Source organism: Micromonospora fulviviridis, from assembly GCF_014648395.1.
In the GTDB taxonomy this organism is placed as follows: domain Bacteria; phylum Actinomycetota; class Actinomycetes; order Mycobacteriales; family Micromonosporaceae; genus Micromonospora; species Micromonospora fulviviridis.
Genome location: NZ_BMRA01000014.1, coordinates 36,488 through 62,418 on the forward strand (window position 1 = coordinate 36,488; position 25,931 = coordinate 62,418).

Annotated in this window: 24 protein-coding genes; 18 read left to right on the forward strand and 6 right to left on the reverse strand. The window is 72.9% G+C overall.

Annotated elements, in window-relative coordinates; genetic code table 11:
* Positions 1-12: 12 nt before the first annotated feature.
* Positions 13-1,362, reverse strand: a complete 1,350-nt coding sequence (locus tag IEY96_RS28815; RefSeq protein WP_189197954.1) for a MurL-like N-terminal domain-containing — start codon at positions 1,360-1,362, stop codon at positions 13-15.
* Positions 1,363-1,452: 90 nt separating this feature from the next.
* On the opposite strand from IEY96_RS28815, the gene murD reads away from it, so the two are divergent.
* On the forward strand, positions 1,453-2,799 hold the full coding sequence (murD, locus tag IEY96_RS28820) for a UDP-N-acetylmuramoyl-L-alanine--D-glutamate ligase (RefSeq protein ID WP_189197955.1): 1,347 nt from the start codon (positions 1,453-1,455) through the stop codon (positions 2,797-2,799).
* A gap of 29 nt (positions 2,800-2,828) precedes the next feature.
* Here the strand turns inward: murD and IEY96_RS28825 are convergent, their stop codons facing one another.
* Positions 2,829-3,806, reverse strand: coding sequence for a hypothetical protein (locus IEY96_RS28825; RefSeq protein ID WP_229791951.1), 978 nt, complete (start codon positions 3,804-3,806; stop codon positions 2,829-2,831).
* Positions 3,807-3,909: 103 nt separating this feature from the next.
* On the opposite strand from IEY96_RS28825, the gene IEY96_RS28830 reads away from it, so the two are divergent.
* Both IEY96_RS28830 and IEY96_RS28835 read left to right on the forward strand, forming a co-directional pair.
* Positions 3,910-4,767 carry a hypothetical protein gene (locus IEY96_RS28830; RefSeq protein ID WP_189197956.1) on the forward strand — a complete coding sequence of 286 codons (858 nt, stop codon included), beginning with the start codon at positions 3,910-3,912 and terminating at the stop codon, positions 4,765-4,767.
* A gap of 6 nt (positions 4,768-4,773) precedes the next feature.
* Positions 4,774-5,577, forward strand: coding sequence for a hypothetical protein (locus tag IEY96_RS28835; protein ID WP_189197957.1), 804 nt, complete (start codon positions 4,774-4,776; stop codon positions 5,575-5,577).
* 19 nt (positions 5,578-5,596) lie between these two features.
* Here IEY96_RS28835 and IEY96_RS28840 read toward each other — a convergent pair whose 3' ends face one another.
* Positions 5,597-6,496: a glutamate cyclase domain-containing protein gene (locus tag IEY96_RS28840; protein WP_189197958.1), complete on the reverse strand. Its 900-nt coding sequence runs from the start codon at positions 6,494-6,496 to the stop codon at positions 5,597-5,599.
* Positions 6,497-6,741: 245 nt separating this feature from the next.
* Between IEY96_RS28840 and IEY96_RS28845 the strand changes: the two genes are divergently transcribed.
* Together IEY96_RS28845 and IEY96_RS28850 are read left to right on the forward strand one after the other, a co-directional pair.
* Entirely contained in the window at positions 6,742-8,049 is a 1,308-nt protein-coding gene (locus IEY96_RS28845; RefSeq protein ID WP_189197959.1) for an aspartate aminotransferase family protein, read from the forward strand.
* A complete protein-coding gene (locus IEY96_RS28850) occupies positions 8,046-9,536 on the forward strand; it encodes a CoA-acylating methylmalonate-semialdehyde dehydrogenase (protein WP_189197960.1) in 1,491 nt (496 codons plus the stop codon). Before IEY96_RS28845 ends, IEY96_RS28850 begins: the two co-directional genes overlap by 4 nt.
* Here the strand turns inward: IEY96_RS28850 and IEY96_RS28855 are convergent.
* The gene (locus tag IEY96_RS28855; protein ID WP_189197961.1) at positions 9,508-10,902 is read right to left on the reverse strand and encodes an acyltransferase family protein; all 1,395 of its coding nucleotides are present in this window, start codon (positions 10,900-10,902) and stop codon (positions 9,508-9,510) included. The two genes, IEY96_RS28850 and IEY96_RS28855, sit on opposite strands and share 29 nt — an antisense overlap.
* A 209-nt stretch (positions 10,903-11,111) precedes the next feature.
* Here IEY96_RS28855 and ngcE (IEY96_RS28860) point away from each other — a divergent pair, with 209 nt between their 5' ends.
* From ngcE (IEY96_RS28860) to IEY96_RS28875, 4 genes are all read left to right on the forward strand, one after another.
* Entirely contained in the window at positions 11,112-12,527 is a 1,416-nt protein-coding gene (gene ngcE, locus IEY96_RS28860) for an N-acetylglucosamine/diacetylchitobiose ABC transporter substrate-binding protein (RefSeq protein ID WP_189197962.1), read from the forward strand.
* Between the two features lie 61 nt (positions 12,528-12,588).
* Positions 12,589-13,497, forward strand: coding sequence for a carbohydrate ABC transporter permease (locus IEY96_RS28865; RefSeq protein WP_189197963.1), 909 nt, complete (start codon positions 12,589-12,591; stop codon positions 13,495-13,497).
* A complete protein-coding gene (locus IEY96_RS28870) occupies positions 13,494-14,399 on the forward strand; it encodes a carbohydrate ABC transporter permease (RefSeq protein WP_189197964.1) in 906 nt (301 codons plus the stop codon). The genes IEY96_RS28865 and IEY96_RS28870 overlap by 4 nt, the downstream gene beginning before the upstream one ends.
* Positions 14,400-14,488: 89 nt before the next feature.
* Positions 14,489-15,052, forward strand: coding sequence for a hypothetical protein (locus IEY96_RS28875; protein WP_229791952.1), 564 nt, complete (start codon positions 14,489-14,491; stop codon positions 15,050-15,052).
* A gap of 305 nt (positions 15,053-15,357) precedes the next feature.
* Here the strand turns inward: IEY96_RS28875 and IEY96_RS28880 are convergent, their stop codons facing one another.
* Positions 15,358-16,344, reverse strand: coding sequence for an N-acetylglucosamine kinase (locus IEY96_RS28880; RefSeq protein WP_189197965.1), 987 nt, complete (start codon positions 16,342-16,344; stop codon positions 15,358-15,360).
* A 153-nt stretch (positions 16,345-16,497) separates the two neighbouring features.
* On the opposite strand from IEY96_RS28880, the gene IEY96_RS28885 reads away from it, so the two are divergent.
* The 9 genes from IEY96_RS28885 to IEY96_RS28925 all read left to right on the forward strand — a co-directional run bounded on the left by IEY96_RS28885 (position 16,498) and on the right by IEY96_RS28925 (position 25,269).
* A complete protein-coding gene (locus IEY96_RS28885; RefSeq protein WP_151464495.1) occupies positions 16,498-17,460 on the forward strand; it encodes a MurR/RpiR family transcriptional regulator in 963 nt (320 codons plus the stop codon).
* A complete protein-coding gene (locus IEY96_RS28890; RefSeq protein WP_189197966.1) occupies positions 17,457-18,206 on the forward strand; it encodes an SIS domain-containing protein in 750 nt (249 codons plus the stop codon). The genes IEY96_RS28885 and IEY96_RS28890 overlap by 4 nt, the downstream gene beginning before the upstream one ends.
* A gap of 25 nt (positions 18,207-18,231) precedes the next feature.
* The gene (gene ngcE, locus IEY96_RS28895) at positions 18,232-19,644 is read left to right on the forward strand and encodes an N-acetylglucosamine/diacetylchitobiose ABC transporter substrate-binding protein (RefSeq protein WP_189197967.1); all 1,413 of its coding nucleotides are present in this window, start codon (positions 18,232-18,234) and stop codon (positions 19,642-19,644) included.
* A 22-nt stretch (positions 19,645-19,666) separates the two neighbouring features.
* Positions 19,667-20,608 carry a carbohydrate ABC transporter permease gene (locus IEY96_RS28900; RefSeq protein WP_189197968.1) on the forward strand — a complete coding sequence of 314 codons (942 nt, stop codon included), beginning with the start codon at positions 19,667-19,669 and terminating at the stop codon, positions 20,606-20,608.
* A 13-nt stretch (positions 20,609-20,621) separates the two neighbouring features.
* Complete coding sequence (locus IEY96_RS28905; RefSeq protein ID WP_189197969.1) at positions 20,622-21,563, forward strand: carbohydrate ABC transporter permease; 942 nt, start codon at positions 20,622-20,624, stop codon at positions 21,561-21,563.
* A 102-nt stretch (positions 21,564-21,665) separates the two neighbouring features.
* Positions 21,666-23,300, forward strand: coding sequence for a bifunctional 3'-5' exonuclease/DNA polymerase (locus IEY96_RS28910; protein WP_373293667.1), 1,635 nt, complete (start codon positions 21,666-21,668; stop codon positions 23,298-23,300).
* A gap of 143 nt (positions 23,301-23,443) precedes the next feature.
* On the forward strand, positions 23,444-24,037 hold the full coding sequence (locus IEY96_RS28915) for a nucleotidyltransferase family protein (RefSeq protein ID WP_189197970.1): 594 nt from the start codon (positions 23,444-23,446) through the stop codon (positions 24,035-24,037).
* 58 nt (positions 24,038-24,095) lie between these two features.
* Entirely contained in the window at positions 24,096-24,872 is a 777-nt protein-coding gene (locus tag IEY96_RS28920; protein WP_189197971.1) for a hypothetical protein, read from the forward strand.
* A 64-nt stretch (positions 24,873-24,936) separates the two neighbouring features.
* Positions 24,937-25,269, forward strand: coding sequence for a TfoX/Sxy family protein (locus tag IEY96_RS28925; protein ID WP_189197972.1), 333 nt, complete (start codon positions 24,937-24,939; stop codon positions 25,267-25,269).
* 60 nt (positions 25,270-25,329) lie between these two features.
* On the opposite strand, the gene IEY96_RS28930 is transcribed toward IEY96_RS28925, so the two are convergent.
* A complete protein-coding gene (locus tag IEY96_RS28930) occupies positions 25,330-25,857 on the reverse strand; it encodes a DUF1062 domain-containing protein (RefSeq protein ID WP_189198019.1) in 528 nt (175 codons plus the stop codon).
* Positions 25,858-25,931: the final 74 nt, after the last annotated feature.

Consider the following 25,931-nt stretch of genomic DNA (forward strand, 5'->3'; position numbering starts at 1 on the left):
TCGTCCCGCGGGTCAGGTGAGGGCGGTCAGGGCCTTGGCGTAGGGGGTGGGGACGTAGGTGGGGCCGCCGGGCGTGAAGACGTCGGAGGTGGCGGCGGCCGACCAGGCCGTGGGGGGGACCGCGTCGACCAGGGCGCGGACCACCGGGGCGTCGCGCCACTGCTCCTGCTCGGCGAGCAGGCTCAGCGCGACCACCGACTCCTCCACCTCGCCGACGCACTCGAACGGCTTGTGCCCGTCCACCCCGAGCAGCTCCCGGTAGCCGGGGATCTGGGACTCGTCGGCCAGCAGGTCGCCGCCGAAGATCGTGGTGATCCGCTCCCGGGACATGAACGGGGCCATGGCCAGGAAGACGAACCGGCACTTCGGGCAGTCGCGGCACCAGCGCTCGCTCGCGTCGCGCAGCTTGAACGCGGCGTTGCAACTGGTCACCACGGCGTCGTAGCGGTCGGTCTCGGCGAAGAGCCGGGCGATGTGCAGCTCGGACAGCGACCGCAGCAGCGAGAAGTACGGCTCGGTGAGGCCGGCGTGCTCGGCCAGCGCCGCGCGCAGCAGCCCCTCCGCCTCGACACCCTTGGACCACTGGTGGTTGATCTCGTGGCCCTGCCAGACCAGGTTCGGGTCGGACGCCGAGCGCTCGTTGGACATCACCACCGGCCCGAGCCCGTGCAGCACGGCCGTGGCGACGGCGATCAGCGAGTTGATCGCGGTGACCGGGATGTGCCCGTTCCGGGCGCCGGCCGCGTTGAGGTCGAACAGCACCGGGTCGATCCGCCGCCGGGCGGCCAGCGGCACCAGGTCGGACGCCTCGTTGACCGAGACGATGACGTGGTTGGGGTTGACCGAGAAGGGCACCGGGTCGAAGCCGGCCCGGCGCAGCGCCTCCAGCGTGACGATGGAGTCCTTGCCGCCGCCGACGGCCGACAGCGGCCGGCGGTCCGAGTCGTCGTACACCCGGGGCGGGGCGACCTCGCCGGCCGGCACCTCCGGGCGCAGCTCCAGCACGTGCGGCAGCTGGTTGCGGTACGCGTACTCGGCGAGGCCCTTGGTGTAGACGGCGGTGACGAGGTCGGCGGCGGCCGCGCCCAGCGGCGCCGGCAGCACCAGCCGGGGCGGCGCGGCGGCCTTGTAGTAGCTGACCCCGGCGACCACGTGCAGCAGTTCGAGGACCCGGGCGAGGGTGGCCGCGGTCTCGTCGGACACCGGCTCCGCCGGCAGGGGAAGGGTGACCACCTCGGTGAACCGCTGCTCGCCGTCGGGGCCGGTCAGGGCGTAGTCGAACAACACCTCGCCGGTGGCGAAGTCGATCGAGTAGGACGGGAAGGTGAAGGCGTCCATCCGCCGCAGCTGCTCGTTGGGCACACGCCATACTAGGCCCTGGTCTGTCCTGCCGTGTCCGGCTGTGCCGGACCGCACCCGCCGAACCGCCGACCCGAACCCCGAGGAGAGCCCGTGCGCCTGTCTGACCTGCGCGGACGTCATGTCGCCGTCTGGGGCGCCGGCCGGGAGGGCCGGGCCGCGGTGATCGCGATCGCCGCGCACGGCCCGGCCGCCCTGGTGGCCGTCGACGACAGCGCGAACTTCCTCACCCTGCCCTGGGAGGGTCCGCTCGCCGCGGCCGCGCCGCTGGTGACGGGGGAGGACGGTTTCGCCCGGCTGGCCGCCGCCGACGTGGTGGTCCGCTCGCCCGGGGTGCCGAACACCCACCCGTGGATGGTGGAGCTGCGCCGCCGGGCCGTCCCGGTCACCCAGGGCAGCGCGCTCTGGATGGCCGACCACGCGGACCGGACCGTCGGGGTGACCGGCAGCAAGGGCAAGAGCACCACCTCCAGCCTGATCAGCCACCTGCTCACCGCGATGGACCGGCCGAACGTCTTCGGCGGCAACATCGGCGTGCCGCTGCTCGACCTGCCCGAGGCGGAGCTGTACGTGCTGGAGCTTTCCAGCTACCAGTGCGCCGACCTGACCGACTCGCCCCGGGTGGCCGTGGTGACCGCGCTGTTCCCTGAGCACCTCGACGCGCACGGCGGCGAGCGGGAGTACTACCGGGACAAGCTCAACCTGCTGGCGCACGGCCCACACACCGTGGTGGTGAACGGCGCCGACCCCCGGCTGGCGTTCGAACTGGGGGACCGGGCGGCGGTCCGGGCCGGCTCGTCGGACACCACCCACGTGGCCACCGGCCCGGACGGCGCCCCCTGGTTCCACCTGCGGGACACCCCGCTCTTCCCGCGCGCCGTGCTGCCCCTGGTCGGGCGGCACAACGAGGGCAACCTCTGCGTCGCCCTGGCGGTGCTCGACGCGCTCGGCGTCGACGTGGTGGCGCGCAAGGACAGCCTCGCCATCGCGGTGGCCGGGTTCCAGGGCCTCGCCCATCGGCTCACCGAGATCGCCGACCCGTCCGGGCTCACCTTCGTCGACGACACGCTGGCCACCAGCCCGTACGCGGCCATGCACGCGATCGACGCGTACGAGGGGCGGCCGTTGACCGTGATCGTCGGCGGGACGGACCGGGGGCTGGACTACACCCCGCTCCGCGACCACCTGGCCGAGCGGGAGATCACCGTGATCGGCATCCCGGACAGCGGCCCCCGGATCGTCGAGGCGCTGGCGGGGCTGCCGGCGGTGCGCACCGAGATCGCCGAGGACCTGGTCGCCGCGGTGGGGCTGGCCCGCAAGCTCACCCCGGCCGGCGGGGTGGTGCTACTCTCCCCGGCCGCGCCCAGCTACGGCCGGTTCCGCAACTTCGAGCACCGCTCCGAGGTCTTCGCGCAGGCGGTCGCCGACACCGCCCGCTGACTCAGCCCGCCGGCCCCGCCGCGCGCCGGTCAGCCGGCTGCCAGCACCCCGTGCAGGGCGCGCATCGAGCGGACCGCCGAGCGGATCTCCTGGAGGTAGCGCCCCGCGGTGAGGGTGGGCTCCGGCACCCTGAGCGGCGTGGCCAGCGCCGGGTCCACCCCGACCGTGTCGATCCCGCAGCCGAACGGCACGGCGAGCGTCCGCAGCGCGTCGCAGTGCTGGAACGGCACGTAGATCGGGGCGGTCACCATCAGCACCGGATCCCCCTCCCGCAGCCGGACGTGCCCCGCCCAGAACCGCTGCGTGTCGGCGGTGTGCGCCCGGCGGCGGTCCGGCTCGCCGGACGGGGCGGCGAGCACCCGGACCGGAGGCAGCCCGGCGGGCCGGTAGGTGCGCGAGGACCAGGCCCGGTGCGGGTGGTCCGCGGTCTCGCCGATCTCCTCGCTCGGCCCGTCCACCCCGAACGCCACGCGCACCCCGGCGTCCAGGGCGTCCACCTCGGTGGCGCAGCCGTGCACCCCGAGGCCGGCGAGCAGCCGCGACTCGACCGGGGAGAGGGCCCGGAAGCTGCCCAGCACCGCCACCTCGCCGTCGACCCCGGCGCCCGTCCGGGCCAGGTGCGCGGCGTACGCGGTCCGCCGCAGGCAGGCGTGCGCCAGGCCGCCCAGGACCAGCAGGTGCGCGTATCGGGGCAGGGTGGGCGGGACGGCCCGGACCAGGCCCAGCGCCGCCGCCGCGTCGAGCACCAGCCCGACCGTGGCCGGGTCGAACGCCGGCTCCCGGGCGTCGGGGCGTTCCCGCCCGCCCCGGAAGTCCCAGTGCCGGGCGGAGAAGTCGTCCAGCCCGGCCAGCACCGCGCCCAGGTCGCCGGCCGGCCAGTCGCCGCCGAAGTGCCCGACCAGGGCCCGCATCGGCGGCGAGTCCACCCAGTCCCGTACCCCCGCCGCGAGTTCCGCCCGGGTCGTCCCCACGGCGCCGGCCGGCAGCGCCACCTCCGTCGTCCGCACCCGGCGGATGCTACCGGCGGTGGGCGGGCGCCGACCGACCGTTGTGGATCGTGGCTACCCTGGGCGCACGAGTGACCGGGGGTGGCCGATGGCGGGTGAGGCGATGCGGCGACGCGCGCGGGGCCGGACCGGCTCGGCGGAGAACCTCGGGCGGCTGGTCGCGCACACCGACCCGGTGGCCCTGGTCGGCATCAGCCTCTCCATCCTGCTGTCCGTGACGCTCGACCTGACCAACGCGGCCACCGGAGTCGAGTCGCTGCTGGCCGGGCTGATGGGCATCACCATCTCGCTGGTGCTCGACTCGCTGGCCCGGGCCGAGCGCCGGTTCCACCTGCGGACGCTGCTGGACGGGCCGCCCTGGCTGGTCCGCGTCACCCCGCAGGTCGCCGGCGCGCTGCGCGAGGCGGCCGAGCGGCACGCCGGCACCCGGGTCGCGGCCGAGGCGCAGCGCCGCTTCGAGGAGTTCCGCCGGGAGGCGGAGCAGCTCGCGGCGGGCCGAATCGTCCGCCCCGGCGACGACGACGAGGACCTGATCGGCGCGACCCGGGACTGCACCCGGGAACTGCTCGGGCTGACCAACGTGATGCCCCGGGTCAGCGGCGAGCTGAGCTGGTGGCGCGGGGACGTCGGCCGGCGCTACTGGGAGGCGAACCTGGCCGCCCTGGCCCGGGGCGTACGGATCACCCGGGTCTTCACCTACGCCACCCTCAGCCCCGAGCTGTCCGAGCTGGTGGAGACGCAACGGCGGGCCGGCGTGCGGGTGGGCCTGCTGCCGCTCGGCGCGGTCAGCTCGCACCTGCACGTCAACCTGGCGGTCTGGGACGGGTCGAGCTGCTGGGAGGCGAAGATGACCGCGCACGGCGAGATCAGCGAGAACGAGTTCTCGGTCCACCCCGCCGACGTGGAGCGGCTGACCCGGGCCTTCCGGCTCTGCGCCGACATCGCCACCTTCCAGGACTGAGGCGTCATGACGTGGAGCGCGGTGCTGCTGGTGACCGCCGTGGTCTGGGCGGTCAGCGTGATCCGCTCGGTCCGGGTGCGCGCCTTCGTCTACAGCCTGCCGCTGCCGATGACCCTCGCACTGCTCACCACCGGTCACCGGGTGGACGGGCCGCAGCTGCTCGGGGTGGTCGGCCTCAACCTCTTCTTCGTCACGGTGGCGGTCACCCACCGCCGGCTGCGCTGGCCGATCCTCCTGGCCGACCTGGCCGGCGTCGCGGTCTACGTGGCGCTCAGCGCCGGGGTGCTGGCGGTGCCGGTGCCGTTCGAGGCGGCGCTGGCCGGCACCGTGGCGCTCTGGGCGCTGACCATGGTGCTGCTGCGCCGCCGGGCCGCCGCCGCGCCGCCGGCGGAGCCGGCGGACGCCCGGCGGGACGGTCTCGCCGCGCCGGTCAAGCTGGTGGTCATCTTCGTCGGCGCGCTGCTCACCGGGCTGCTCGGCGAGCTGCTGCGCGGCATGGTGGTCACCTTCCCCTACTCCGGGGTGCTGGTCGCCGTCGAGGCGCGCCGCCAGCTCGCCGAGTTCAGCCGGCACTTCGCCCGCAACAGCCTGGCCCTGATCGGCTTCCTCGCCGGCCACCACTACCTCCAGGACACCTCGCCGGCGCTCGCCCTGGCCGCCGGCTGGGCCGCCTTCGCGCTGGTCTCCGCCGCCCTGCACCTGCCCCGCCGCCGTCCCGCCCGGCCGGCCGCACAGCCCGGTCCGGAGCGCGCCGCGCCGCGTCCGGGCGGCCGGCCGCTGCCCGCCCCCGAGCGCCCCGCCGCCACCTGACCGACCGGTTCCCCGTGGTTCAGGCCGCGGCCGCCACCAGCTCCGCGATCCGCGCCAGGGGCTCGGCGTACGCGGGCCAGTCAAGACCGTCCACGCTGGGCGTCGCCCGTCGGCGTACGCCGTCCACGGCGCCGGCTCCCGCGACGATCGCGGCCAGCACCCCGGCGGACCACTCGGGGCGGAGCAGGTCGCGCAGGGCGGGCACCTCGGGGCGCAGCACCGCGAGCGCGCCGACCAGCGCGGCGGCGGCCCAGTTGGAGGTGCCGCCGACCAGCAGCGTCTCGCAGCCGACCACGCAGCGGATCCGCTCGCCCCGGTCGACCACGCGGGCCACCAGCTCGGCCGGCAGCAGCCCCATGCCCAGCTCGTTGCCGCCGTCGCCGATGCCGATCCGGAAGGCGGGCCCGGCCGTGAAGAGCCGGTCGAGCGGGGCGCTGTGGGCGCCGATGTCCTCGCCGCGCATGGTGCGGGGCCGGCCGTCGACGCCCGGGCCGACCCGTTCGCAGGCGATCACGTGCGACAGTCGCGCGTACCGGGGCAGCATGGTCGCGGCCCACTCGTCGTACCCCCGCAGTGGCGCCACGTCGAGCGGGACGCCGGGGGCGCCGGCGGTGATCGCGGCCTCGACGACCGGCGCGCAGGGCGCGTCGGTGACCAGCCGGGCCTGCCCGCCGACCGCGCGCAGGGCGGCGGCGAGCTGCACGGCGCCGATCGGACCGTCGGTCTCGGCGGCGGGCGGGTCGGCGCGGGAGATGAAGAACCCGGTCAGCACGGCGGCGTCCGGTGCGGGCCGGCCGGCGAGCGACCGGGCGGCGGTGAGCAGCCCTCCGGCCGTCGGTGCGGCGAGCGCCTCGCTGCCCCGGCCCACCTCGCGGGCGGCGACCCGGGCCAGCTCGGCGACGACGTCCTCGACCCGCATGAGGCTCCCTCCGCCGGCGACGGGCCCAGGGTAGGCAGGGAGGTCCACTGCTGCGGATCGAGTGGTCGGGTGACCCGGTGACCAGCGAAACGACCGGCGTCGTCGGCATTCCGCTCCGGAAATCGCAGCGGGCGGGTTGACGTGGTGTCAGGCGGGCGGGCCCGCTGCGCTACACAGTGACAGTTGTCCCTGCCTCCGCGTGGTGAGAGCGTGCGGGGGACCAACCGCCGCTGAAGGGTGCGCCGATGACCTCCGACGACCTGCTGGCCCGGCACCGGGCCGTGCTCCCGTCCTGGATGCCGCTCTACTACGCCGAACCGCTAGAGCTGGTCGCCGGCTCCGGCCGCCGGGTGACCGACGCGGCCGGACGCAGCTACCTGGACTTCTTCGGCGGCGTGCTGACCAACATGATCGGCTACGACATCCCGGAGATCCGCGAGGCGGTCGAACGGCAGCTGCGCACCGGCATCGTGCACAGCTCGACGCTCTATCTGATCCGGCAGCAGGTCGAGCTGGCCGAGAAGATCGCCCGGCTCTCCGGCATCCCGGACGCCCGGGTCTTCTTCACCAACTCCGGAACCGAGGCCAATGAGGCGGCCCTGCTCGTCGCCACCAACCACCGCCGCTCGCACCAGATCCTGGCGGTGCGCAACAGCTACCACGGCCGGTCGTACGCGGCCATGGGCGTCACCGGCAACCGGGGCTGGTCGGCCAGCGCCCTCAACCCGCTCCAGGTGGCCTGGCTGCACTCCGGCGAGCGGCTGCGCGGGCTGCTGGCGCGGCTGGACGAGGGCGACCGGATCGACGCCGCCGTGGAGGACCTGCGCGAGGTGCTCGCCACCCAGACCGCCGGCGACGTGGCCTGCCTGATCGCCGAGCCGATCCAGGGCGTCGGCGGGTTCGTGCACGGCCCGGACGGGCTCTTCGCCGCCTGGAAGAAGGTGCTCGACGAACACGGCATCCTGCTGATCAGCGACGAGGTGCAGACCGGCTGGGGCCGCACGGGCGAGCACTTCTGGGGCTACCAGGCGCACGGGATCACCCCGGACCTGCTCACCTTCGCCAAGGGCATCGGCAACGGCTTCGCCCTGGCCGGCGTGGTCGGCCGGGCCGACGTGCTGGAGTCGGTGCCGGCGATCAGCTTCTCCACCTTCGGCGGCAACCCGGTCTCCACGGCGGCCGGCAACGCCGTCCTGGACTACCTGCTCGACCACGACCTCCAGGCGAACGCGGCGCGGGTGGGCGCGATCCTCGGCGACGGCCTGCGGGCCGCCACGGCCGACCTCGACTGCGTCGCCGAGGTCCGCGGCAAGGGCCTCATGCTGGGCGTCGAGTTCGTCCGCCCGGGCACCACCGAACCGGATCCGTCGCTCACCACCCGGGTCTTCGAGTCCTGCCGGGAGGGCGGCCTGCTGGTCGGCAAGGGCGGCCTGCTGGGCAACGTGGTGCGGATGGGGCCGCCGCTGACCCTGACCGAGGACGAGGCCCGCGAGGGCCTGGCCATCCTGGTCGAGGCCATCCGTTCGTCCGTCGCCGCGGAGGTGGCGGCATGAACGTGATCGGGCACTTCGTCGACGGGAAGCGGATCAGCGGGGACTCCGAGCGGCGCGGGGACGTGTTCGACCCGGCCACCGGGCGGCGTACCGGGCAGGTGGCGCTGGCCTCCGCCGCCGACGTGGCGGGCGCGGTCGAGGCGGCCGAGCGGGCCGCCCGGGCCTGGCGGGACGCCTCGCTGGCCAAGCGGACCGCGGTCATGTTCGCCTTCCGCGAGCTGGTGAACGCCCGGCGCGACCGGCTCGCCGAGGTGATCACCGCCGAGCACGGCAAGGTGCTCGCGGACGCCGCCGGCGAGGTGCAGCGCGGCCTCGAGGTGATCGAGTACGCCTGCGGCATCCCCTCGGCGCTGCGCGGCGGCTTCAGCGAGAACGTCTCCACCGAGGTCGACTCGTACAGCCTGCGGCAGCCGCTGGGCGTGGTGGCGGTGATCTCCCCGTTCAACTTCCCGGTGATGGTGCCGCTCTGGTTCGTGCCGGTCGCCGTCGCCTGCGGCAACGCCGTGGTGCTCAAGCCGAGCGAGAAGGACCCGAGCGCGGCGCTGCTGCTGGCCGAGTGGTTCACCGAGGCCGGCCTGCCGGACGGCGTGCTCAACGTCGTCAACGGCGACAAGGAGGCCGTCGACGCGCTGCTCGACCACCCCGGCGTCAGGGCGGTGTCGTTCGTCGGCTCCACCCCGGTGGCCCGGTACGTGCACCAGCGCGGCTCCCTGGCCGGCAAGCGGGTGCAGGCGCTGGGCGGGGCGAAGAACCACATGGTGGTGCTCCCCGACGCCGACCTGGACCTGGCCGCCGACGCGGCGGTGAACGCCGGGTTCGGCTCGGCGGGGGAGCGGTGCATGGCGATCTCCGCGCTGGTCGCGGTGGAGCCGGTGGCCGACGCGCTGGTCGCCCGGATCGCCGAGCGGATGGGCGGGCTGCGCACCGGGGACGGCCGGCGGGGCTGCGACATGGGCCCGCTGGTCACCGCCGCGCACGCCGAGCGGGTCCGCTCCTACGTGGAGTCCGGCATCGCGGCCGGCGCCGTGCCCGTGGTGGACGGGCGCGAGGTGACCCCGGACGGGGACGCCGGCGGATTCTGGCTCGGGCCGACCCTCTTCGACCACGTCACGCCGGAGATGTCGATCTACACCGACGAGATCTTCGGCCCGGTGCTCAGCGTGGTCCGGGTCGGCTCGTACGACGAGGCGATCGAGCTGGTCAACGCCAACCCGTACGGCAACGGCACGGCGATCTTCACCAACGACGGCGGGGCCGCCCGGCGCTACCAGCACGAGGTGGAGGTCGGCATGGTGGGCGTCAACGTGCCCATCCCGGTGCCGATGGCCTACTACTCGTTCGGCGGCTGGAAGGCGTCCCTCTTCGGCGACCTGCACGCGCACGGCGCCGACGGCGTCGCCTTCTTCACCCGGGGCAAGGTGGTCACCAGCCGCTGGCTCGACCCGCGCCACGGCGGGGTCAACCTCGGCTTCCCCACCCAGACCTGAGCAGCCGCAGCACCCCCGCCCCGGCCAGGTACGCCACCAGCGCCGGGGCGGGCAGCCCCAGCGGCTCGGGCGCGGCCTTGCGGGTGAGGCTGTTCAGCAGCAGCCCGGCGACGAGTCCGGCGTACCCGAGGACGGCCAGCGCGGTGCGGAGCCGGCGGGCGCCCTCGCGGGCCGGACCGGTGGCGCGCGGGCGGCGGGTGCGGGCCTCGATCGGGCCGAAGACGGCGACCAGCGCGGCCAGCACCACGGTGAGGGCGAGCAGCCAGGGGATCCGCCAGGCGTACCAGGCGGCCGAGCCGACCCGGGGAGTGGGCAGCACGCCGAGCGCGTCCAGCAGACCGACCAGCAGCACCGCCGCGGTCAGGTGCCAGAGGAAGACCGTGAGCACCACGGCGTTCACCGCGATCACCGCCTGCCACGGGCGGGGGCGGCGCAGCCAGCGCTGCGCCGGCTCGCGCAGCAGCAGGATCAGGCCGAGCTGCGCGGTGGCCGCGGCGAGCAGCGCCAGGCTCGGCGGGGCCGCGTTGTCCAGCCGCTCGCCGGGCACGTTGAGCATCACCACCGGGTACGGCCCGACGACGGTGAGCAGCAGCAGTGCGGCCAGCCCGCCGGCGAGCAGGGCCGCCCCCGCCCGGCGGGAGAGCGGCAGCCGGCGCCGGCGCAGGCCACGCGGCTCCGGCTCGACCGGGCCGGCCGCCTCGCCGCCGGAGCGCGCCCGGCTGTCGTACCAGGCGAAGCCGAGCTGGTGCACGGCCAGCCAGCCGAAGAGGTAGTTGCCGGTGGCCAGGCCGGCCGGCCCGAGCAGCCGGCCCAGGTCGCCGAGCGCCACCAGGCCGACCAGCGCCACGGGCACGGCGAGGCCGAAGCGGCGGTGCAGCGCGTACATGGGCGGGGTCAGCGGCACCACCACGAGGTAGGCCACCAGGAACCAGAGCGGGATGGTGGCGAACCAGACCACCGTGCGGACCTGTGTCGGGTCGGCGCCGCGCAGCGTGGCCACCGCGGCGCCGACCGCGAGCACCACCAGCAGGGCGGTGGTCGGCCGGGCCAGCCGGGCGCTGCGGTCGACCAGCCACCCGGTGGGGGTTCCGCCCCGGCCGCGGCGGGCGGCCAGCGAGGCGGCGTTGGCGTAGCCGCCGACCAGGAAGAACACCGGCATCACCTGGGCCACCCAGGTCAGCGGCCAGGCCCAGGGCAGGTCGCCGAGGGCGGAGTGGCCGGCGGGGCGGCCGGCCCGGTCGTACCCGATGACGGTCACGCCCCAGTGGCCGAGCACGACCATGGTGATGGCGAGCGCCCGGAGCAGGTCGACGTAGCGCTCCCGGGTGGCCGGCGTGCGCTCGGCGAGCTGCCGCAGGCGGCGCATGGGCCCAGGCTATGCCAGCCGGCGGCGACCGGTACGGATAACGGTTCGGTCGTGAGGTCTTGTGGTCCGCGCCGGTCTGCCGTAGAAATTCTTCAGCAACATCAACTGAAATGAAGACAAGCAACAGCTGACACCCCCGAGCCTCGCCGTCGCGGCCGCCGTTCCCCCAGACTGCGGCGGTCCGCGCGTACCCGAACCGAGGAGATGCGATGAACAGGCGTGAGATCCTCCAGCGGACCGCTGCCGCCGGTCTGCTGGCCACCCCCGCCGCCGGCCTGCTCGCCGGCTGCGCCACCTCCGGTGGCGACGACAAGGGCGACTCCGGCGCCTACAAGGGCACCAAGAGCGAGCAGAACCCGCTCGGCGTCAAGGAGGACGCCCCGCTCGAGGTGGTGATCTTCAATGGCGGCTTCGGCGAGGAGTACGCCAAGGCCCACGAGGCCATGTACAAGGAGAAGTACCCGAAGGCGAAGATCAACCACTCGGCCACCCAGGAGATCAGCAAGACCCTCCAGCCGCGCTTCGTCGACGGCACGCCGCCGGACGTGGTGAACAACTCCGGCGCCGGGCAGATCGACTTCAACGGCCTGGTCTCGCAGAACGCCCTGGCCGACCTCGGCGACCTGCTCGCCGCGCCCAGCCTCGACATCCCCGGCAAGACGGTCAAGGACACCCTGCTCCCCGGCGCCGTCGAGGTCGGCTCGTACGACGGCAAGTTCCTGGTGATGAACTACACCTACACGGTGTACGGCATCTGGCACTCCACCAAGCTCTTCGCCGACCGGGGCTGGCAGTACGCCAAGACCTGGGACGAGCACATCGCGCTCTGCAAGCAGATCAAGGCCGCCGGCATCGCCCCCTGGACGTACGCCGGCATCCACCCGCGCTACATGAGCTGGCCGCTGATCTCCACGGCCATCAAGCTCGGCGGGCCCTCGGTGGCGCTGGCCATCGACAACCTGGAGCCCAACGCCTGGAAGTCCGACGCCATGAAGTCCGCCGCGGACGCCTGGCACCAGATCGTCAAGGACAAGTACATCCTGGAGGGCTCGCCCGGCCTCGACCACAAGCAGTCGCAGACCGCCTGGTGCCAGGGCAAGGCCGCCTTCATCTCCTGCGGCTCCTGGCTGGAGAGCGAGCAGAAGGACGTCACCCCGGCCGGCTTCAACATGACCGTCGCGCCGACCCCGAGCCTGGGCAGCGGCGACAAGCTGCCGTTCGAGGCGGTCCGGGGCACCGCCGGCGAGCCGTTCATGGTCCCGGCCAAGGCCAAGAACGTGGCCGGCGGCCTGGAGTACTTCCGGACCATGCTGTCCAAGAAGGGCGCGCAGGACTTCACCAAGAAGGTCGCCAGTCTCACCGTGGTGGCCGGCGCGACCGAGGGCGTCGAGCTGCCGTTCGGGCTGAACACCGTGGTCAAGGCGCTGGAGGCGTCCGGGTCCAACGGCTTCAACTGGGTCTACAACAACTACTACCGCAAGCTCGAGCGCAACCTGGTCGACGCCGCCTGCGGCGAGTTCTTCAGCGGCCGGATCGGGCCGGCCGAGTTCCTCGACCAGTGCCAGAAGGGCGCCGACTCGATCGCCCAGGACAGCTCGATCAAGAAGTACAAGCGCGCCGCGTGACGTGCCCCGGTGGGGGTGGGCGTGCCCGCCCCCACCGGTCGAACCAGGGAGGGGTCGCCAGGTGCGACATGGCAGATACCCGCTGATCGTCAGCTTCCTGCTGCCGCCGCTGGTGCTGTACGGCGTCTTCGTGCTCTCGCCGTACCTTCAGGCCTTTCAGATCTCGACCACCAACTGGCTGGGCTACTCCGCGCAGGCCGACCCGGTGGGCATGGCGAACTTCCGCACCCTGCTGCACGACGGCTACGTCTGGAACGCGCTGACGAACAACGCGGTCCTGCTGCTCGTGGTGCCGGTGCTGACCATCGCGCTCGGCCTGTTCTTCGCCACCATGCTCACCATGGGCGGCCGCAAGGGCCAGGCCGGCGTGACCGGCGTCCGGGGCACCGCGGTCTACCGACTGGTCTACTTCTTCCCCCAGGTGCTCTCGGTGGTGATCATCGCGCTGCTGTGGAAGGAGATCTACAACCCGCGCAGCGGCCTGCTCAACGGCGCCCTGCACGCGCTCGGCCTGCCCACCCCGGCCTGGCTGGGCGACCCCCGGTTCGCCTTCTGGTGCGTGCTGGCCGTGATGGTGTGGAGCAACGTCGGCTTCTATGTGGTGCTCTTCGGCGCCGCCATGCAGGCCATCCCGCGCGACATCTACGAGGCGGTGATGCTCGACGGGGCGTCCCGGGCCGTGATGCTGCGGAAGATCACCATCCCGCTGCTCTGGGACACCATCCAGGTGGCCTGGATCTACCTGGCCATCGCCGCGCTCGACGGGTTCATCCTGGTCCAGCTCATGACCAACGGCGGCCCGAACTTCTCCTCCGACGTGATCGGCAACCGGATGTACGACACCGCGTTCGGCAGCGAGACCAAGTTCGGTTACGCCTCGGCGATCGGCGTGGTGATGTTCTTCCTGACCCTCTCGGTGGCGGTGCTGGCGCTGCGGGCCGCCCGGCGCGATCGGATCGAGTACTCATGACCAGTGTGGACTCCGGCACCCGGCCGGCTCCGGCCGCGCTCGCCGAGCCGACGACCGGCCGGCCGCCGCGCCGCGAACTGGGCGTGGCGAACGTCTTCTCGCACAGCTTCCTGCTGCTCTGGGCGGCCATGACCGTGCTGCCGCTGGCCTGGATGGTGCTCAGCTCGCTGAAGAGCAACGGCGAGATCCTCGCCGACCCCTGGGGGCTGCCCGAGGCGCTGCACCTGGACAACTGGGCGCGGGCCTGGACCAAGGCCCACATCGGGCGCTACTTCCTCAACAGCGCCGTGGTGGTGGCCGGCTCGCTGACCCTCACCATGCTCCTCGGCGCCGCCGCCGCGTACGTCTTCGCGCGCTACGACTTCCGCGGCCGGCAGGTGGTCTACTACCTGTTCGTCGGCGGGATGATGTTCCCGGTCTTCCTCGCCCTCGTGCCGCTCTTCTTCGTGGTTCGCAACGCCGGCCTCTTCGGCACCTGGACCGGCCTGATCCTGGTCTACACCGCCTACTCGCTGCCGTTCACGGTGTTCTTCCTGACCGCGTTCTTCCGCACCCTGCCGACCGCGATCGCCGAGGCGGCGCTGATCGACGGCTGCGGCCACTTCCGGCTCTTCTTCCGGGTGATGCTGCCCATGGCGCGTCCGGGACTGATCAGTGTGGGGATCTTCAACCTCCTCAGCCACTGGAACCAGTTCCTGCTGCCGCAGGTGCTCATGCAGGGCGACGAGTCCAAGTGGATGCTCGCCCAGGGGCTCAACGCGCTCGCCGTCAACCAGGGCTACGCGGGCGACTACGCGCAACTCTTCGCCGGCCTGACCATCGCGGTGCTGCCGGTGCTCGTGGTCTACGTGGCCTTCCAGCGGCAGATCCAGGCGGGTCTCACCGCCGGGCAGCTCAAGTGAGGTGTTGGTTGCCACAGGCAACGGGGCAGCGCGACCGCTGAGGGCTCCCTTATCGTGGGCCGGCACCTTCACCGATTGACAGGAATCACATGTTCTTCCTCATCTACGACCTCCTGTTGCTGCTCGGCGGCATCGCGATGGTCGCCATCGGCATCGCCATCAAGGAGCAGGGCACCGGTGCCCGGATCCTCAACGTGGTCGTCGGCCTGGCCTTCTTCGCCTACGGCTTCTACCTGATGTTCCTCTTCGAGGGCGGCTCGTACCGGATCTTCATCTACGTCTTCATCCTGCCGATCCTGCTGATCGTGCGCGCGGTGAAGGCCCGCAAGGAGGCCCGCGAGCAGGCCGCGGCGCACCAGTTCGCCGGCGCGCCCCAGCCCGGCCAGTTCGCCCCGTCCGCCCCGGGCCAGCCGGCCCAGGGTTGGCCGGCCCCGCAGGGCCAGCCCGCCCCGTACGGCCAGGCGCCGCAGGCGCCCTACGGCCAGGCGCCGCAGGGCCAGTACGGCCAGGCCCCGCAGCAGCCCGGCCACCCGACGCCGCAGCAGCCGTACGGCCAGCCGGCCCCGCAGGGCCAGTACGGCCAGCCCCAGGGCCAGTACGGGCAGCAGGCCCAGTACGGCCAGCCGCAGCAGCAGGGCTACCCGAACGCCTGAAGTCAGCACGTCGAGCGGGCCGGTCGACGCCTTGTCGACCGGCCCGCTGCCGTCGTTCCGGCTGCCACCACCCCGGCGCGCCACGCATTCGCGCCGACCTGACCGTTCCTGATCACCCACCCGACTCCGCTGGCCAAGATCCCGTCCCTGGCGTTGATCAAGAGGTTTTGGTCGGGATCTGGCCGGAAGGTGACGCAAACTTCTTGATCAACGCGGGCAGTGGGATGCGGCGCCGCTCGACCCGTACTCGGGTGCGAAGCGCGGGTGGGGGCGGTCGGGCGCGGTTCCCACGTGGGGCCTGCTGGTCAGGTCGCCGGGACCAGCAGGGCGTGCAGTGCCGCCGGGTCGGCGACCTCGGGCAGGTCGCGGGCGGCGAGCCAGGCCGCCGCGGCGGCCCCGTCGCCGGCGCCGCACAGTGGGGCGTCCGGCCACCGGCGGGCCAGTTCGGCGCGGACGGCGGTGGCCAGCGGCGTGTCCCCGGTGAGCAGGCCGCCGCCGAGCACCACCGGGTCGGTCGCGCCGGGCGGCCGGATCCGGGAGACGCTCTCGGCCAGCAACGCGGCCGCCTCCGCGACCAGGGCCACACCGGTCGGCTCGCCGTCCCGGGCCGCCGTGACGACCAGCGGCGCGAGCCGGGCCAGTTCGACCGGCGGCCGGCGGGTCACCGCCTGCACCACGGCCTCCGCGGTCGCGCGGGGGCGGGCGGCCACCTCGGCGGCGCCGGTGAGGTCGGCGAGCACCCGCCGGGCCAGGTCGCCCGGCGGGTCGGCCCGGTCCAGGTCGGTGAGCAGCCGGCGGACCGCCTCGCGGCCCAGCCAGAACCCGGAGCCGGCGTCGCCGAGCAGCCAGCCGTGCCCGTCGGCGGTGCGGTCGAGGCGCAGGTTGCGTACCTGGGCGGCGATCGCTCCGGTGCCGGCGATGAGCACGGTGCCGTCCGGGGCCGCCGTGCCCGAGGCGTAGGCGACCAGGGCGTCGCCGTGCACCGCGTACGGGCAGCGCAGGCCGGCGTCGGCCCAGGCGTGGTCGAAGGCCGCCCGGCCCTGCGGGTCGGCGAGGAGCCGGCCGGCCCCGGCCAGCCCGATGACGCCCGCACGGACTCGGGTCGGGTCGACGTCGGCGAGGGCGGCGCGCAGCGCGGCGAGGAGTTCGACGGCGGCCCGCTCGGCGCCGTGGCTGGTCGGGTTGCCCCCGCCGGCACGGCCGGTGCCGAGGCGTGTCCCGTCGAGGCTGAGGGCGGCGGCGCGGGTGGACGTACCCCCGACGTCGAGACCGACCACGACGGTGTCCGACATCCCTTCATGCTGGTCGGCCGGGCTTCCGGACGCAAGATCCGGGCTGTGCGCCAGGTAACAGTTTGAAAACTTCGCCCACGGCCTTGACACGGAGGGGCCTTCAGTAAGAACTTTTACCACTAACAGTTAACACTCTTTTCCGAAAGGCGTCCCATGGTTGATCACGAGGTGGACACCCCCGCGGGGACCGCGGTGGTCGACGCCGACGCGGTCGACCGGCGGGGTGCGATGACCGTCTCCTCCGACGGCGTGCTGGCCAGGGTCCGGGCCGGGGCGGGGGAGCTGACGGGGGCGTTGCGCCGGGTCGCCGAGCACGTGCTCAGCGACCCGGAGGCGGCGGCCCGGGCCACCATCGTCGAGTTGGCCGAGCGTAGCGGCACCTCACCGGCGACCATCACCCGGTTCTGCCGGGCCATGGGCTTCGAGGGGTACGCCGACCTGCGGCTCGGCATCGCCGCGGAGACCGGCCGGGCGCGCTCGGCCGGCTGGACGGTCGACATCGGCCGGGAGATCCAGCCCAGCGACCCGCTGTCCCGGGTGCTCGACCAGATCATGGCCGCCGACACGCGGGCCATGCACGACACCGCCGCGCTGCTCGACCTCGGCGAGGTGGAGCGGGCCGCGGTGGCCATCGCCGGGGCCAGCCGGGTGAACATCTTCGGCGCCAGCGGCAGCGCCCTGGTCGGCGAGGAGATGCAGTTCAGCCTGCACCGCATCGGGGTGGCCGCCTGGGCCTGGAGCGACGTGCACGAGGGGCTGGCCAGCGCCGCGCTGCTCGGCGTCGGCGACGTCGCGCTCGGCATCTCGCACACCGGGCAGACGCGGGAGACCATCGAGATGCTCGCCGAGGCGGGCAGCCGGGGCGCCACAACGGTCGCGCTGACCGGGTTCCCCCGCTCGCCGCTGGCCGAGCTGGCCGACATCGTGCTGGTCACCGCCAGCCAGGCCACCACCTTCCGGCCCGACGCGCTCTCCGCGCGGCACCCCCAGCTCGTCGTGCTCGACCTGCTCTACATCGCGGTGGCGCAGCGCACCCACGACCGCGCCCACGCGGCCTTCCGGCGTACCGCCCAGGCCGTCGACGGGCACAAGGCCGAGAAGGGGGCCACCTCATGATCAGTGCCCAGCGGTACGCAGACGCCGTCCGCCCGGTGCTCGACCGGCTGGTCGACACCCAGGCGGAGGCGGTCGACCGGGCGGCCGACGTGATCGCCGGCGGGCTGCGTGCCGGCGGGGTGCTCCAGGCGTTCGGCGCCGGCCACTCCGAGGCGTTCGCCGCCGAGCTGGTGGCCCGGGCCGGCGGCCTGGTCCCGACCAACCGACTCTCCCTGCACGACCTCGTGCTGCACGGCGACGCGCCCCGCGACGTGCTCGCCGACCCCAAGCTGGAACGCGACCCGGCCGTGGCGCACCAGCTCTACGCCCTGGCGGCGCCGCAGCCGGAGGACGTGTTCGTGGTCGCCTCCCAGTCCGGCATCAACGGCTCGGTGGTCGAGCTGGCGACGCTGGTCCGGGAGCAGGGCCACCCGTTGATCGCGGTCACCTCGGTCGAGCACACCGCACGGGTCGCCCCGCGGCACCCGTCCGGCCACCGGCTCGCCGACCTCGCCGACGTCGTGCTGGACAACGGCGCGCCGTACGGCGACGCACTGCTGCCGCTCGAGGGCGGCGGCGCGGTCTGTGCGGTCTCGTCGGTCACCGCGGCGCTCCTGGCGCAGCTGCTGACCGCCGAGGTCGTACGACGGTTCCACCAGGCCGGGGAGGTACCCCCTATCTACCTCTCCGCCAACGTCCCCGGTGGGGACGAGCACAACCTCGCCCTCGAGTCGCGGTACGCCGGGCGCCTCCGGCGGACCGCCTGACCCGACACCACAAGGAGAGACAAAGATGTCGGTTACCCCCGAGAACCTCGGCGACCTCAGCCGCCGGACCCTGCTCCAGCGGGCCGCCGCGGCGGGCCTCCTCGCCGCTCCGGCGATGGGCCTGCTCAGCGCCTGCGCCGGCAGCGAGCCGGAGAAGTCCGACACCGGCGGCGCGGCCAAGAGCAAGGACAACCCGTTCGGTGTGAAGGACGGCAGCGCCGTCAAGGTGGTCATCTTCAACGGCGGCCTGGGCGACCAGTGGGCCAAGGAAGACAAGGTCGTCTTCAGCGCCAAGCACCCGAACATCACGGTCAACATGTCTTCGACCCAGAAGATCAAGACCGAAGAGCAGCCGAAGATGGCGACGCAGCCCAGCGACCTCGTCATGAACTCGGGCGCCGACAGCATGGACCGCGCCACGCTGATCAACGAGGGCGCCATCGAGCCGCTCGACGACCTGCTCACCGCGCCCGCCTGGGACGGCGAGGGCACCGTGGCCGACTCGCTGCTGCCCGGCACCGTCTCCGACGGCACGCAGAACGGCAAGTTCTACGTGGTGAACATCGCCTTCACCGTCTGGGGCAACTGGTACAACGCGGCCAAGTTCAAGCAGGAGGGCTGGCAGCCGCCGACCACCTGGGACGAGTTCTTCGCCCTGGCTCCGAAGATCAAGGCCAAGGGCATGGCGCCGTACGTGCACGACGCCGTGCACGGCTACTACCCGCGCTGGGCCCTGATGGCCAGCATCTGGAAGTCCGCCGGCAAGCAGGTCGTCGTCGACATCGACAACCTCAAGGACGGCGCCTGGAAGGCGGACGGCGTGCTCAAGGCGCTGGAGCCGTGGGAGAAGCTGGTCAAGGACAAGCTGCTCCTGCCGGGCAAGCTCGACCACACCCAGTCGCAGCAGGCCTTCCTCGACGGCAAGGCGGCGTTCATCCAGGTCGGCACCTGGCTGAAGAACGAGATGGCCGCGACCATCCCGCCGGGCTTCGAGATGACGCTCTCCGACTACTGGAGCAACACCGGCGACAAGGCGGCGAAGGACGTGTTCGCCGCCTCCGGCGAGGGCTTCGTGGTCCCGAGCAAGGCCCCCAACAAGGAGGCCGCCAAGGAGTTCCTGCGGGCGATCCTGTCCAAGGCCGGTTCGGCGAAGTTCGCCGAGCTGACCAAGTCGCTGGCCTCCACCAAGGGCTCCGGCGACAACGTGCAGGACTCCGCGCTGTCCAGCGCGAACAGCCTGATGAAGAACGGTGGCTCCGAGCTCATCTCGTTCAAGTTCCCGGACTTCTACGCCGACCTGGACAAGGAGAGCCAGAACCTCTCCGAGGAGCTGATGGCCGGCCGGCTCACCGCGCAGCAGTTCGTCGACAAGATGCAGGCGGCCGCCGACAAGGTCGCCAAGGACTCGTCGATCAAGAAGCAGACCCGCACCGCCTGATCCGACGGAGAGAGTGAGTCCAATGCGGCACGGAGTCGCGCGTTTCGTCACGGGCTTCCTGGCCCTGCCCGTCGCGCTGTACCTGTTCTACGTGGTGTGGCCGTTCGCGCAGGCGGCGGGATACTCGCTGACCGACTGGGGCGGGTACTCGGATTCCCAGCGCTTCGTCGGGCTGGACAACTACGTCCGGCTGCTCTCCGACGAGCTGATCCGGAAGGCGTTCTGGCACAACGTCTTCTTCCTGGTCACCGTGCCGCTGTTCACCATCGCGCTGGCCCTGTTCCTCGCGTTCCTGCTCAACGTGGGCGGACGCGAGGACAGGGCCGGCGTCCGCGGAGTCTTCGGCTCCGCCCTCTACAAGGTCGTCTTCTTCTTCCCGCAGGTGCTGTCGCTGGTGGTCATCGCCGTCATGTGGCAGCAGATCTACCGCACCGACAGCCAGGGCCTGATCAACGGCCTGCTCATCAAGATCGGGCTGGTCGACGCGGACAACCCGATCGCCTTCACCGCCGACCCGGAGCCGTTCCTCGGCATCCCCGCGGTGCTCTGGTGGCTGCTGCTCATCGCCGTGTGGAGCGGCGCCGGCTTCTACATGGTGCTCTTTTCCGCGGCCATGCAGTCGATCCCCAAGGACATCTACGAGGCGGCGATCCTCGACGGGGCGGGCCGGTTCGACACGTTCTTCCGGGTCACCCTGCCGCTGCTCCGGGACACCATCTCGGTCGCCTGGGTCTACCTGGGCTTCATCGCCCTGGACATGTACGCCCTGGTCTTCGTCATGACGCCGAGCCAGGGCGGCCCGAACCACGCCAGCGAGATCTTCGCCTCGGTGATCCAGTTCAACGCGTTCCAGAAGGGCCAGTTCGGCTACGCCTGCGCGATCGCCGTGGCGCTGGCCATCTTCACCATCCTGCTGGCCGCCGTCCAGCTGAGGATCACCCGTCGTGACCGGATCGAGTTCTGAGGAGGCCTGGACGATGAGCACGGTGACCCACACCTCCGGCCAGCAGCAAACCGACTTGGCAGCGCCCGGCCGACGGGCGCAAGCCGCCGGCAACGGCATCGCCGGCCGGGTGTTCAACGGCTTCTCGCACCTGTTCCTCGCGGTCTGGGCGATCATGGTGATCTACCCGCTGCTCTGGGTGGTGATGTCCGCGCTCAAGACCGACTCGGAGGTCATCCGCGAGCCGCTGTCGCTGATCCCCAAGTCGCTGCAGTGGGACAACTTCGCCCGGGCGTGGACGGCCGGGATCGACAGCTTCTTCCTGGACACGCTGCTCGTGCTCGTCTTCAGCGTGACCCTGACGATGCTGCTCGGCTCGATGGCGGCGTACGCGCTGGCGCGCTACGAGTTCCGGGGCAACCGGCTGATCTACTGGATGTTCCTGTCCGGGCTGACCCTGCCGGTCTACCTCGCCGCGGTGCCGCTGTTCAAGGGCGTCTACAACATGAACGTGGTGTTCCCGCTGCTCGGCCCGAACAAGCACCTCACGCTGATCCTGGTCTACGTGGCGTGGTCGCTGTCGTTCACCGTCTTCTTCATGCACTCGTTCTTCCGGACGCTGCCGCACTCGATCGCCGAGGCGGCGATGGTCGACGGCGCCTCGCACACCCGGGCGTTCTTCAGCGTCATGCTGCCGATGGCCAAGCCCGGCCTGATCAGCATCGGCATCTTCAACGTGCTCGGCCAGTGGAACCAGTGGTACCTGCCGACCCTGCTCATGCAGCCGGTCGCCGGTGAGCCGAAGAACCAGGTGATCGCCCAGGGGCTCATCGAGCTGTCGGTCAACCAGGGCTACAAGTCCGACTGGTCCGGCCTCTTCGCCGGGGTCACCATGGCGATGCTGCCGGTGCTCATCGTGTACATCGTGTTCCAGCGCCAGGTGCAGTCCGGCCTCACGGCCGGCGTCGGCAAGTAACCCGCGCGACCCGCTGCCCGGCCCCTCCGCCAACTGTCGGAGGGGCCGGGCAGAATCGCGTCCGTGCTGGTGGCGGTGGAGTCGGACGAGCGGGGCGGCGGGATGCTGCAACCGCTCGACGACGGTGGCCGCCCGGCCGGCCCGGCCGAGCCGGTGGCCGACCTGGCCGCCGCGGTGGCCGCCCGGGAGGCCGCCGACCGACCCCGCTGGGTCTGGGCCACCGGTGCCACCCTCTACCCGGCGCTGCTGCGCGCCGGCGTCCGGCTCGACCGGTGCCACGACGTCGAGCTGACCGAGGCGCTGCTGCTCGGCCACGCCGGCCGCTGGGGCGAGCCGCGCTCGCTCGCCGCGGCCTGGGCCCGGCTCACCGGGGCGCCGGTCCCGCCCGACCCGGCGCCGCGCCCGCCGGAGCCGCCCGGCCACGGCCAGGACGCGCTCTTCGACGCGCCGTCCGGCCCGCCCGGACCGGGCATCGCGGCGTTGACCCGGGTGTACGCGGACCAGCTCGCCCGGATCGCGCGGACCGCCCACCCCGGCCGGTTCCGGCTGCTGGTGGCCGCCGAATCGGCTGGCGCGCTGATCGCCGCCGAGATGGGCGTGGCCGGGCTGCCCTGGCGCGCCGACGTGCACGACGCGATCCTGGCCGACCTGCTGGGCGAGGCGTCTCCGGTCGGCGGGCCGCCCCGCCGGCTGGCCGAGCTGGCCGCCCGGATCGCCGAGGCGTTCGGCGTCCGCCAGCTGCACGCCGACTCCCCGGCCGAGTTGCTGAAGGCGTTCGCCCGGGCCGGCGTGGAGCTGCCGAACACCCGGGCCTGGGTGCTGCGCGGGGTGGAGCATCCGGCGGTGCCGCTGGTCCTGGAATACAAGGAGCTCTACCGGATCTGGACGGCGCACGGCTGGGCCTGGCGGGACGCCTGGGTCTCCGGCGGGCGCTTCCACCCGGAGTACGTGCCGGGCGGCGTGGTCTCCGGCCGGTGGGCCACCCGGGGCGGCGGGGCGTTGCAGATCCCGAAGGTGATCCGGCGGGCCGTGGTGGCCGATCCGGGCTGGACGTTCGTGGTGGCCGACGCGGGCCAGCTCGAACCGCGGGTGCTCGCCGCGGTCTCCGGCGACGAGCGGCTGGCCGCCGCCGGTGGCGCCGGTGACCTCTACGCCGCGCTGGCCCGGGACGCCTTCGCCGGTGACCGGGCCCGGGCCAAAGTCGCCCTGCTCGGCGCCATGTACGGGCAGACCGGCGGCGCCGCGGTGCCCGCCCTGGCGGTGCTCCGGAAGAACTACCCGACCGCGTTCGGCCACGTCGAGGCGGCCGCCCGCACCGGCGAGGCGGGCGGGCTCGTGCGGTCGTGGCTGGGGCGTACCTGCCCGCCGGGGTCGGTCGGCTTCGGCGACGGTGACGAGGCGGTGGTGGACGCCGGGGCGGATCCGCAGAGCCCGCGCGCCCGGGCTGCCCGCTCGCGGGGGCGGTTCACCCGCAACTTCGTCATCCAGGCCACCGCCGCCGAGTGGGCCTCCACGCTGCTGGCCACGCTCCGCACCGAGCTGGCCGGCAGCGGGGTCGAGCTGGTCTTCTTCCAGCACGACGAGGTGATCGTGCACTGCCCGGCCGAGGCGGCCGAGTCGGTCGCCGCGGCGGTCACCGGGGCCGGGGAGCGGGCCACCCGGCTGCTCTTCGGCGAGACGCCGGTCCGCTTCCCGCTCGACCTGTCCGTGGTGGACTGCTACGCCGACGCGGCATAGTCGGGCAATTTTCCGTTTTGCCCCGCTACCCGCCCCCCGGCGCGCTCGTTGGGCCCGGTGTGCGTACGACGGGACGGACCGGGCGCTGCTGCCCCGGGTCCGTCCCCCAGGTCGAGGGGGCACCGCTGAACCGGATCGCAGGAATGATCATCGCCGCTGGTGGGGGCCGCCGGATCGGTGGGCCCGAGGCGCTGCTGCATCAAGGGGAGAAGCCCCTGGTGAGCCAGATGATCGACACGCTGGCCGAGGCGGGCTGCGTGGAGGTCGTGGTCGTGCTGGGCGCGGCCGCGGACCAGGTGCGGCAGACGACCGACCTGAGCGCGGCCACCGTGGTGGTCAACCGGGCCTGGGGGACCGGGGTCGGCTCCTCGATCCGGGCCGGGCTGGCCGCGCTGACCGACGAGACCATCGAGGCCGTGGTCGTGGTGCCGGTGGACATGCCCGGGCTCACCGCCGTGGCAATCCGCCGGGTCGCCGCCCTGCCGTACCCGGACGTGCTGGCCTGCGCCACCTACGACGGGCTGCGCGGCTACCCGATGCTCTTCGGCCGCCGGCACTGGTCCGGCATCGCCACCCTGGCCAGCGCCGACGTCGGCGCCCGGCCCTACCTGCTGGCGCACAAGGACCAGATCGTCGACATCGCCTGCGACTTGGTGGCCGACGGCAGCCGGATCGACAGCCCGGAACTGATGGCCCTCTACGGCCTCAGCATCCCGGAGCAGCGCGTCGGCGTCTGAGGTGGACTGAGTACCCGTACGGATGCGGCGGGTCGGCGGCGCGGCCAGACTCGCAGCCATGCGTCGACTCGCTATCGCCCTGCTGTGCCTGGCCGCGCTCCTGAGCTGCGCCACACCCGGCCGCGTGCCCACGCCGGGCGACGGACCCCCGCCGAGCGACTCCACCGAGGGCACCACCTGGGGCACCTACCAGGCCGACGTGACGGCGGTACGCCTCAGCGACGACCCGCGCTCGCTGGTGCTGACCGTGGCGCTGCTCGCCGACGCCGACGGATGCTCCCGGAATCCGCGGATCACCTACTTCGTCGAGGAGAACAACCGCATCTTCGCCAACGTGGTGCAGGACTCGCGCCTGTCGGGGGTGGTCGGCGCCTGCCCGACCCACACGCCGGGCGAGGTGAGGCTGACCGCGCCGGGGCCGATCGCCGGCCGCCTCGTCGTGCTCAACCAGGAGCCGTGGAAGCGCGACGGCGCGGAGTACCACCGCTGCGATCCGACGTTCGGCTGTGACCCGATGCCCGCGGACCACTGCGACCCGGCCTGGATCAGTGTCACCGTCCGGGGCATGGACGTGTCCCGCCACTCCGTCGGCTCGCCCGAGGGCTGCGACGGCACCTGGCTGGTCATGACGGTGCCGTTCGATCCGGTGCCGTGCGGCGCCGAGCCGAGGCCGGGCTGCGAGCCGACGGTCAACGTACGCCGCTATTTCCTGCGCTGGGCCGGCCAGCGCGGCTGGGCCATGATCGCCAGTTCGACGGAGGCCGGCTGCGGACGGGTCCGCACCGTGGAGCCGGCGTTCCCGACGAAGCTGTGCGCCGAACTGCCCAAGCCGTGACCGTCGGCGAAGCCGCTCGTCGCCGCTGCTTCGCGCTGTCGTAGCTGGATGCCAGGATGCGGGTATGGCGTATGACGAGGACCTCGCGGACCGGGTCCGCGAACTGGTCGGGCGCGAGCCCGGGTTCGACGAGCGGCGCATGTTCGGCGGTCTGGCGATGATGGTGAAGGGCAATATGGCGGTGGTCGTCCGCGGTGCCGGTGGCCTCATGGTGCGCGTCGACCCGGCGGAGTCCGAGCGGCTGGAGGCGGAGCCCGGCGCGCAGGCGACGGTGATGCGCGGGCGCCCGATGCGCGGGTGGATCACGGTGGATCCGTCGGCCTGCGCGCAGGATGCCGATCTGGCCCGGTGGGTCGATCGCGGCGTCGGCTACGCCGGGACCCTGCCGGCGAAGTAGGGCGCCGCTCAGAGCCTGCCCGGCGGATCCTGCCGGACAGGCTCTGGTCCCGACGAGGGATCAGCGCTTGAGCGTGAAGGTGAAGTCGCCGGAGAGCCGGCCGGTCAGCCGGACCGCCGAAACGACCGTCCCCTCCGCGATCAGCCTCTCGACCTCCGCCCGCGAAAGCCCGCAACCCTCGGCGATCAGTCGCACCGGCCGGACGGGAATCCGCGCCGCGAAGCGGACCGCGACGTCGATCACCTCGGCGTCCAGGTGGTCCCCTCCGCCGGTGTCGAGGCGCCAGGCGTCGTCCCAGTCGAGGGCGATGCGATTGCGGCGCTGCACGACCGGATCCTGGAGCAGCTTGGCTGTCAGGCCCGGGTCGTTGTCATGCAGTCGGTCCAGCAGCTCGGGTCGTATGGAGCGGACAGTCGTGCGCTCCAGGAGCGTGAGCTTCGCCGTGTCCCCGCACCCGGTACAGAGCGCGAGGAGCCAGGCGTCGAGGAGCTTGTGGTTGGCGTTGACGCGGAATTTGCCGCTCGCCCGGAAGCGGTCGGACGCGCATGCGTGGCAACGGCGGATGACGAGCGGTAGGCAGGTGGGCATGACCACCCAATTGGTGAGCGCAGAAATACACCGATTTCAGTGAGAAGTCCGCAGCAAAAGGAAGCGCGGCGCAA

Bases quoted from the DNA above. Each gene is read 5' to 3' on its own strand.
- IEY96_RS28830 (WP_189197956.1), top strand. From the start codon at position 3,910: ATGCGGCGACGCGCGCGGGGCCGGACCGGCTCGGCGGAGAACCTCGGG.
- IEY96_RS28835 (WP_189197957.1), top strand. From the start codon at position 4,774: ATGACGTGGAGCGCGGTGCTGCTGGTGACCGCCGTGGTCTGGGCGGTC.
- IEY96_RS28840 (WP_189197958.1), bottom strand. From the start codon at position 6,496: ATGCGGGTCGAGGACGTCGTCGCCGAGCTGGCCCGGGTCGCCGCCCGC.
- IEY96_RS28845 (WP_189197959.1), top strand. From the start codon at position 6,742: ATGACCTCCGACGACCTGCTGGCCCGGCACCGGGCCGTGCTCCCGTCC.
- IEY96_RS28850 (WP_189197960.1), top strand. From the start codon at position 8,046: ATGAACGTGATCGGGCACTTCGTCGACGGGAAGCGGATCAGCGGGGAC.
- IEY96_RS28855 (WP_189197961.1), bottom strand. From the start codon at position 10,902: ATGCGCCGCCTGCGGCAGCTCGCCGAGCGCACGCCGGCCACCCGGGAG.
- ngcE (WP_189197962.1), top strand. From the start codon at position 11,112: ATGAACAGGCGTGAGATCCTCCAGCGGACCGCTGCCGCCGGTCTGCTG.
- IEY96_RS28870 (WP_189197964.1), top strand. From the start codon at position 13,494: ATGACCAGTGTGGACTCCGGCACCCGGCCGGCTCCGGCCGCGCTCGCC.
- IEY96_RS28875 (WP_229791952.1), top strand. From the start codon at position 14,489: ATGTTCTTCCTCATCTACGACCTCCTGTTGCTGCTCGGCGGCATCGCG.
- IEY96_RS28880 (WP_189197965.1), bottom strand. From the start codon at position 16,344: ATGTCGGACACCGTCGTGGTCGGTCTCGACGTCGGGGGTACGTCCACC.
- IEY96_RS28885 (WP_151464495.1), top strand. From the start codon at position 16,498: ATGGTTGATCACGAGGTGGACACCCCCGCGGGGACCGCGGTGGTCGAC.
- IEY96_RS28890 (WP_189197966.1), top strand. From the start codon at position 17,457: ATGATCAGTGCCCAGCGGTACGCAGACGCCGTCCGCCCGGTGCTCGAC.
- ngcE (WP_189197967.1), top strand. From the start codon at position 18,232: ATGTCGGTTACCCCCGAGAACCTCGGCGACCTCAGCCGCCGGACCCTG.
- IEY96_RS28900 (WP_189197968.1), top strand. From the start codon at position 19,667: ATGCGGCACGGAGTCGCGCGTTTCGTCACGGGCTTCCTGGCCCTGCCC.
- IEY96_RS28905 (WP_189197969.1), top strand. From the start codon at position 20,622: ATGAGCACGGTGACCCACACCTCCGGCCAGCAGCAAACCGACTTGGCA.
- IEY96_RS28910 (WP_373293667.1), top strand. From the start codon at position 21,666: ATGCTGCAACCGCTCGACGACGGTGGCCGCCCGGCCGGCCCGGCCGAG.
- IEY96_RS28915 (WP_189197970.1), top strand. From the start codon at position 23,444: ATGATCATCGCCGCTGGTGGGGGCCGCCGGATCGGTGGGCCCGAGGCG.
- IEY96_RS28920 (WP_189197971.1), top strand. From the start codon at position 24,096: ATGCGTCGACTCGCTATCGCCCTGCTGTGCCTGGCCGCGCTCCTGAGC.
- IEY96_RS28925 (WP_189197972.1), top strand. From the start codon at position 24,937: ATGGCGTATGACGAGGACCTCGCGGACCGGGTCCGCGAACTGGTCGGG.
- IEY96_RS28930 (WP_189198019.1), bottom strand. From the start codon at position 25,857: ATGCCCACCTGCCTACCGCTCGTCATCCGCCGTTGCCACGCATGCGCG.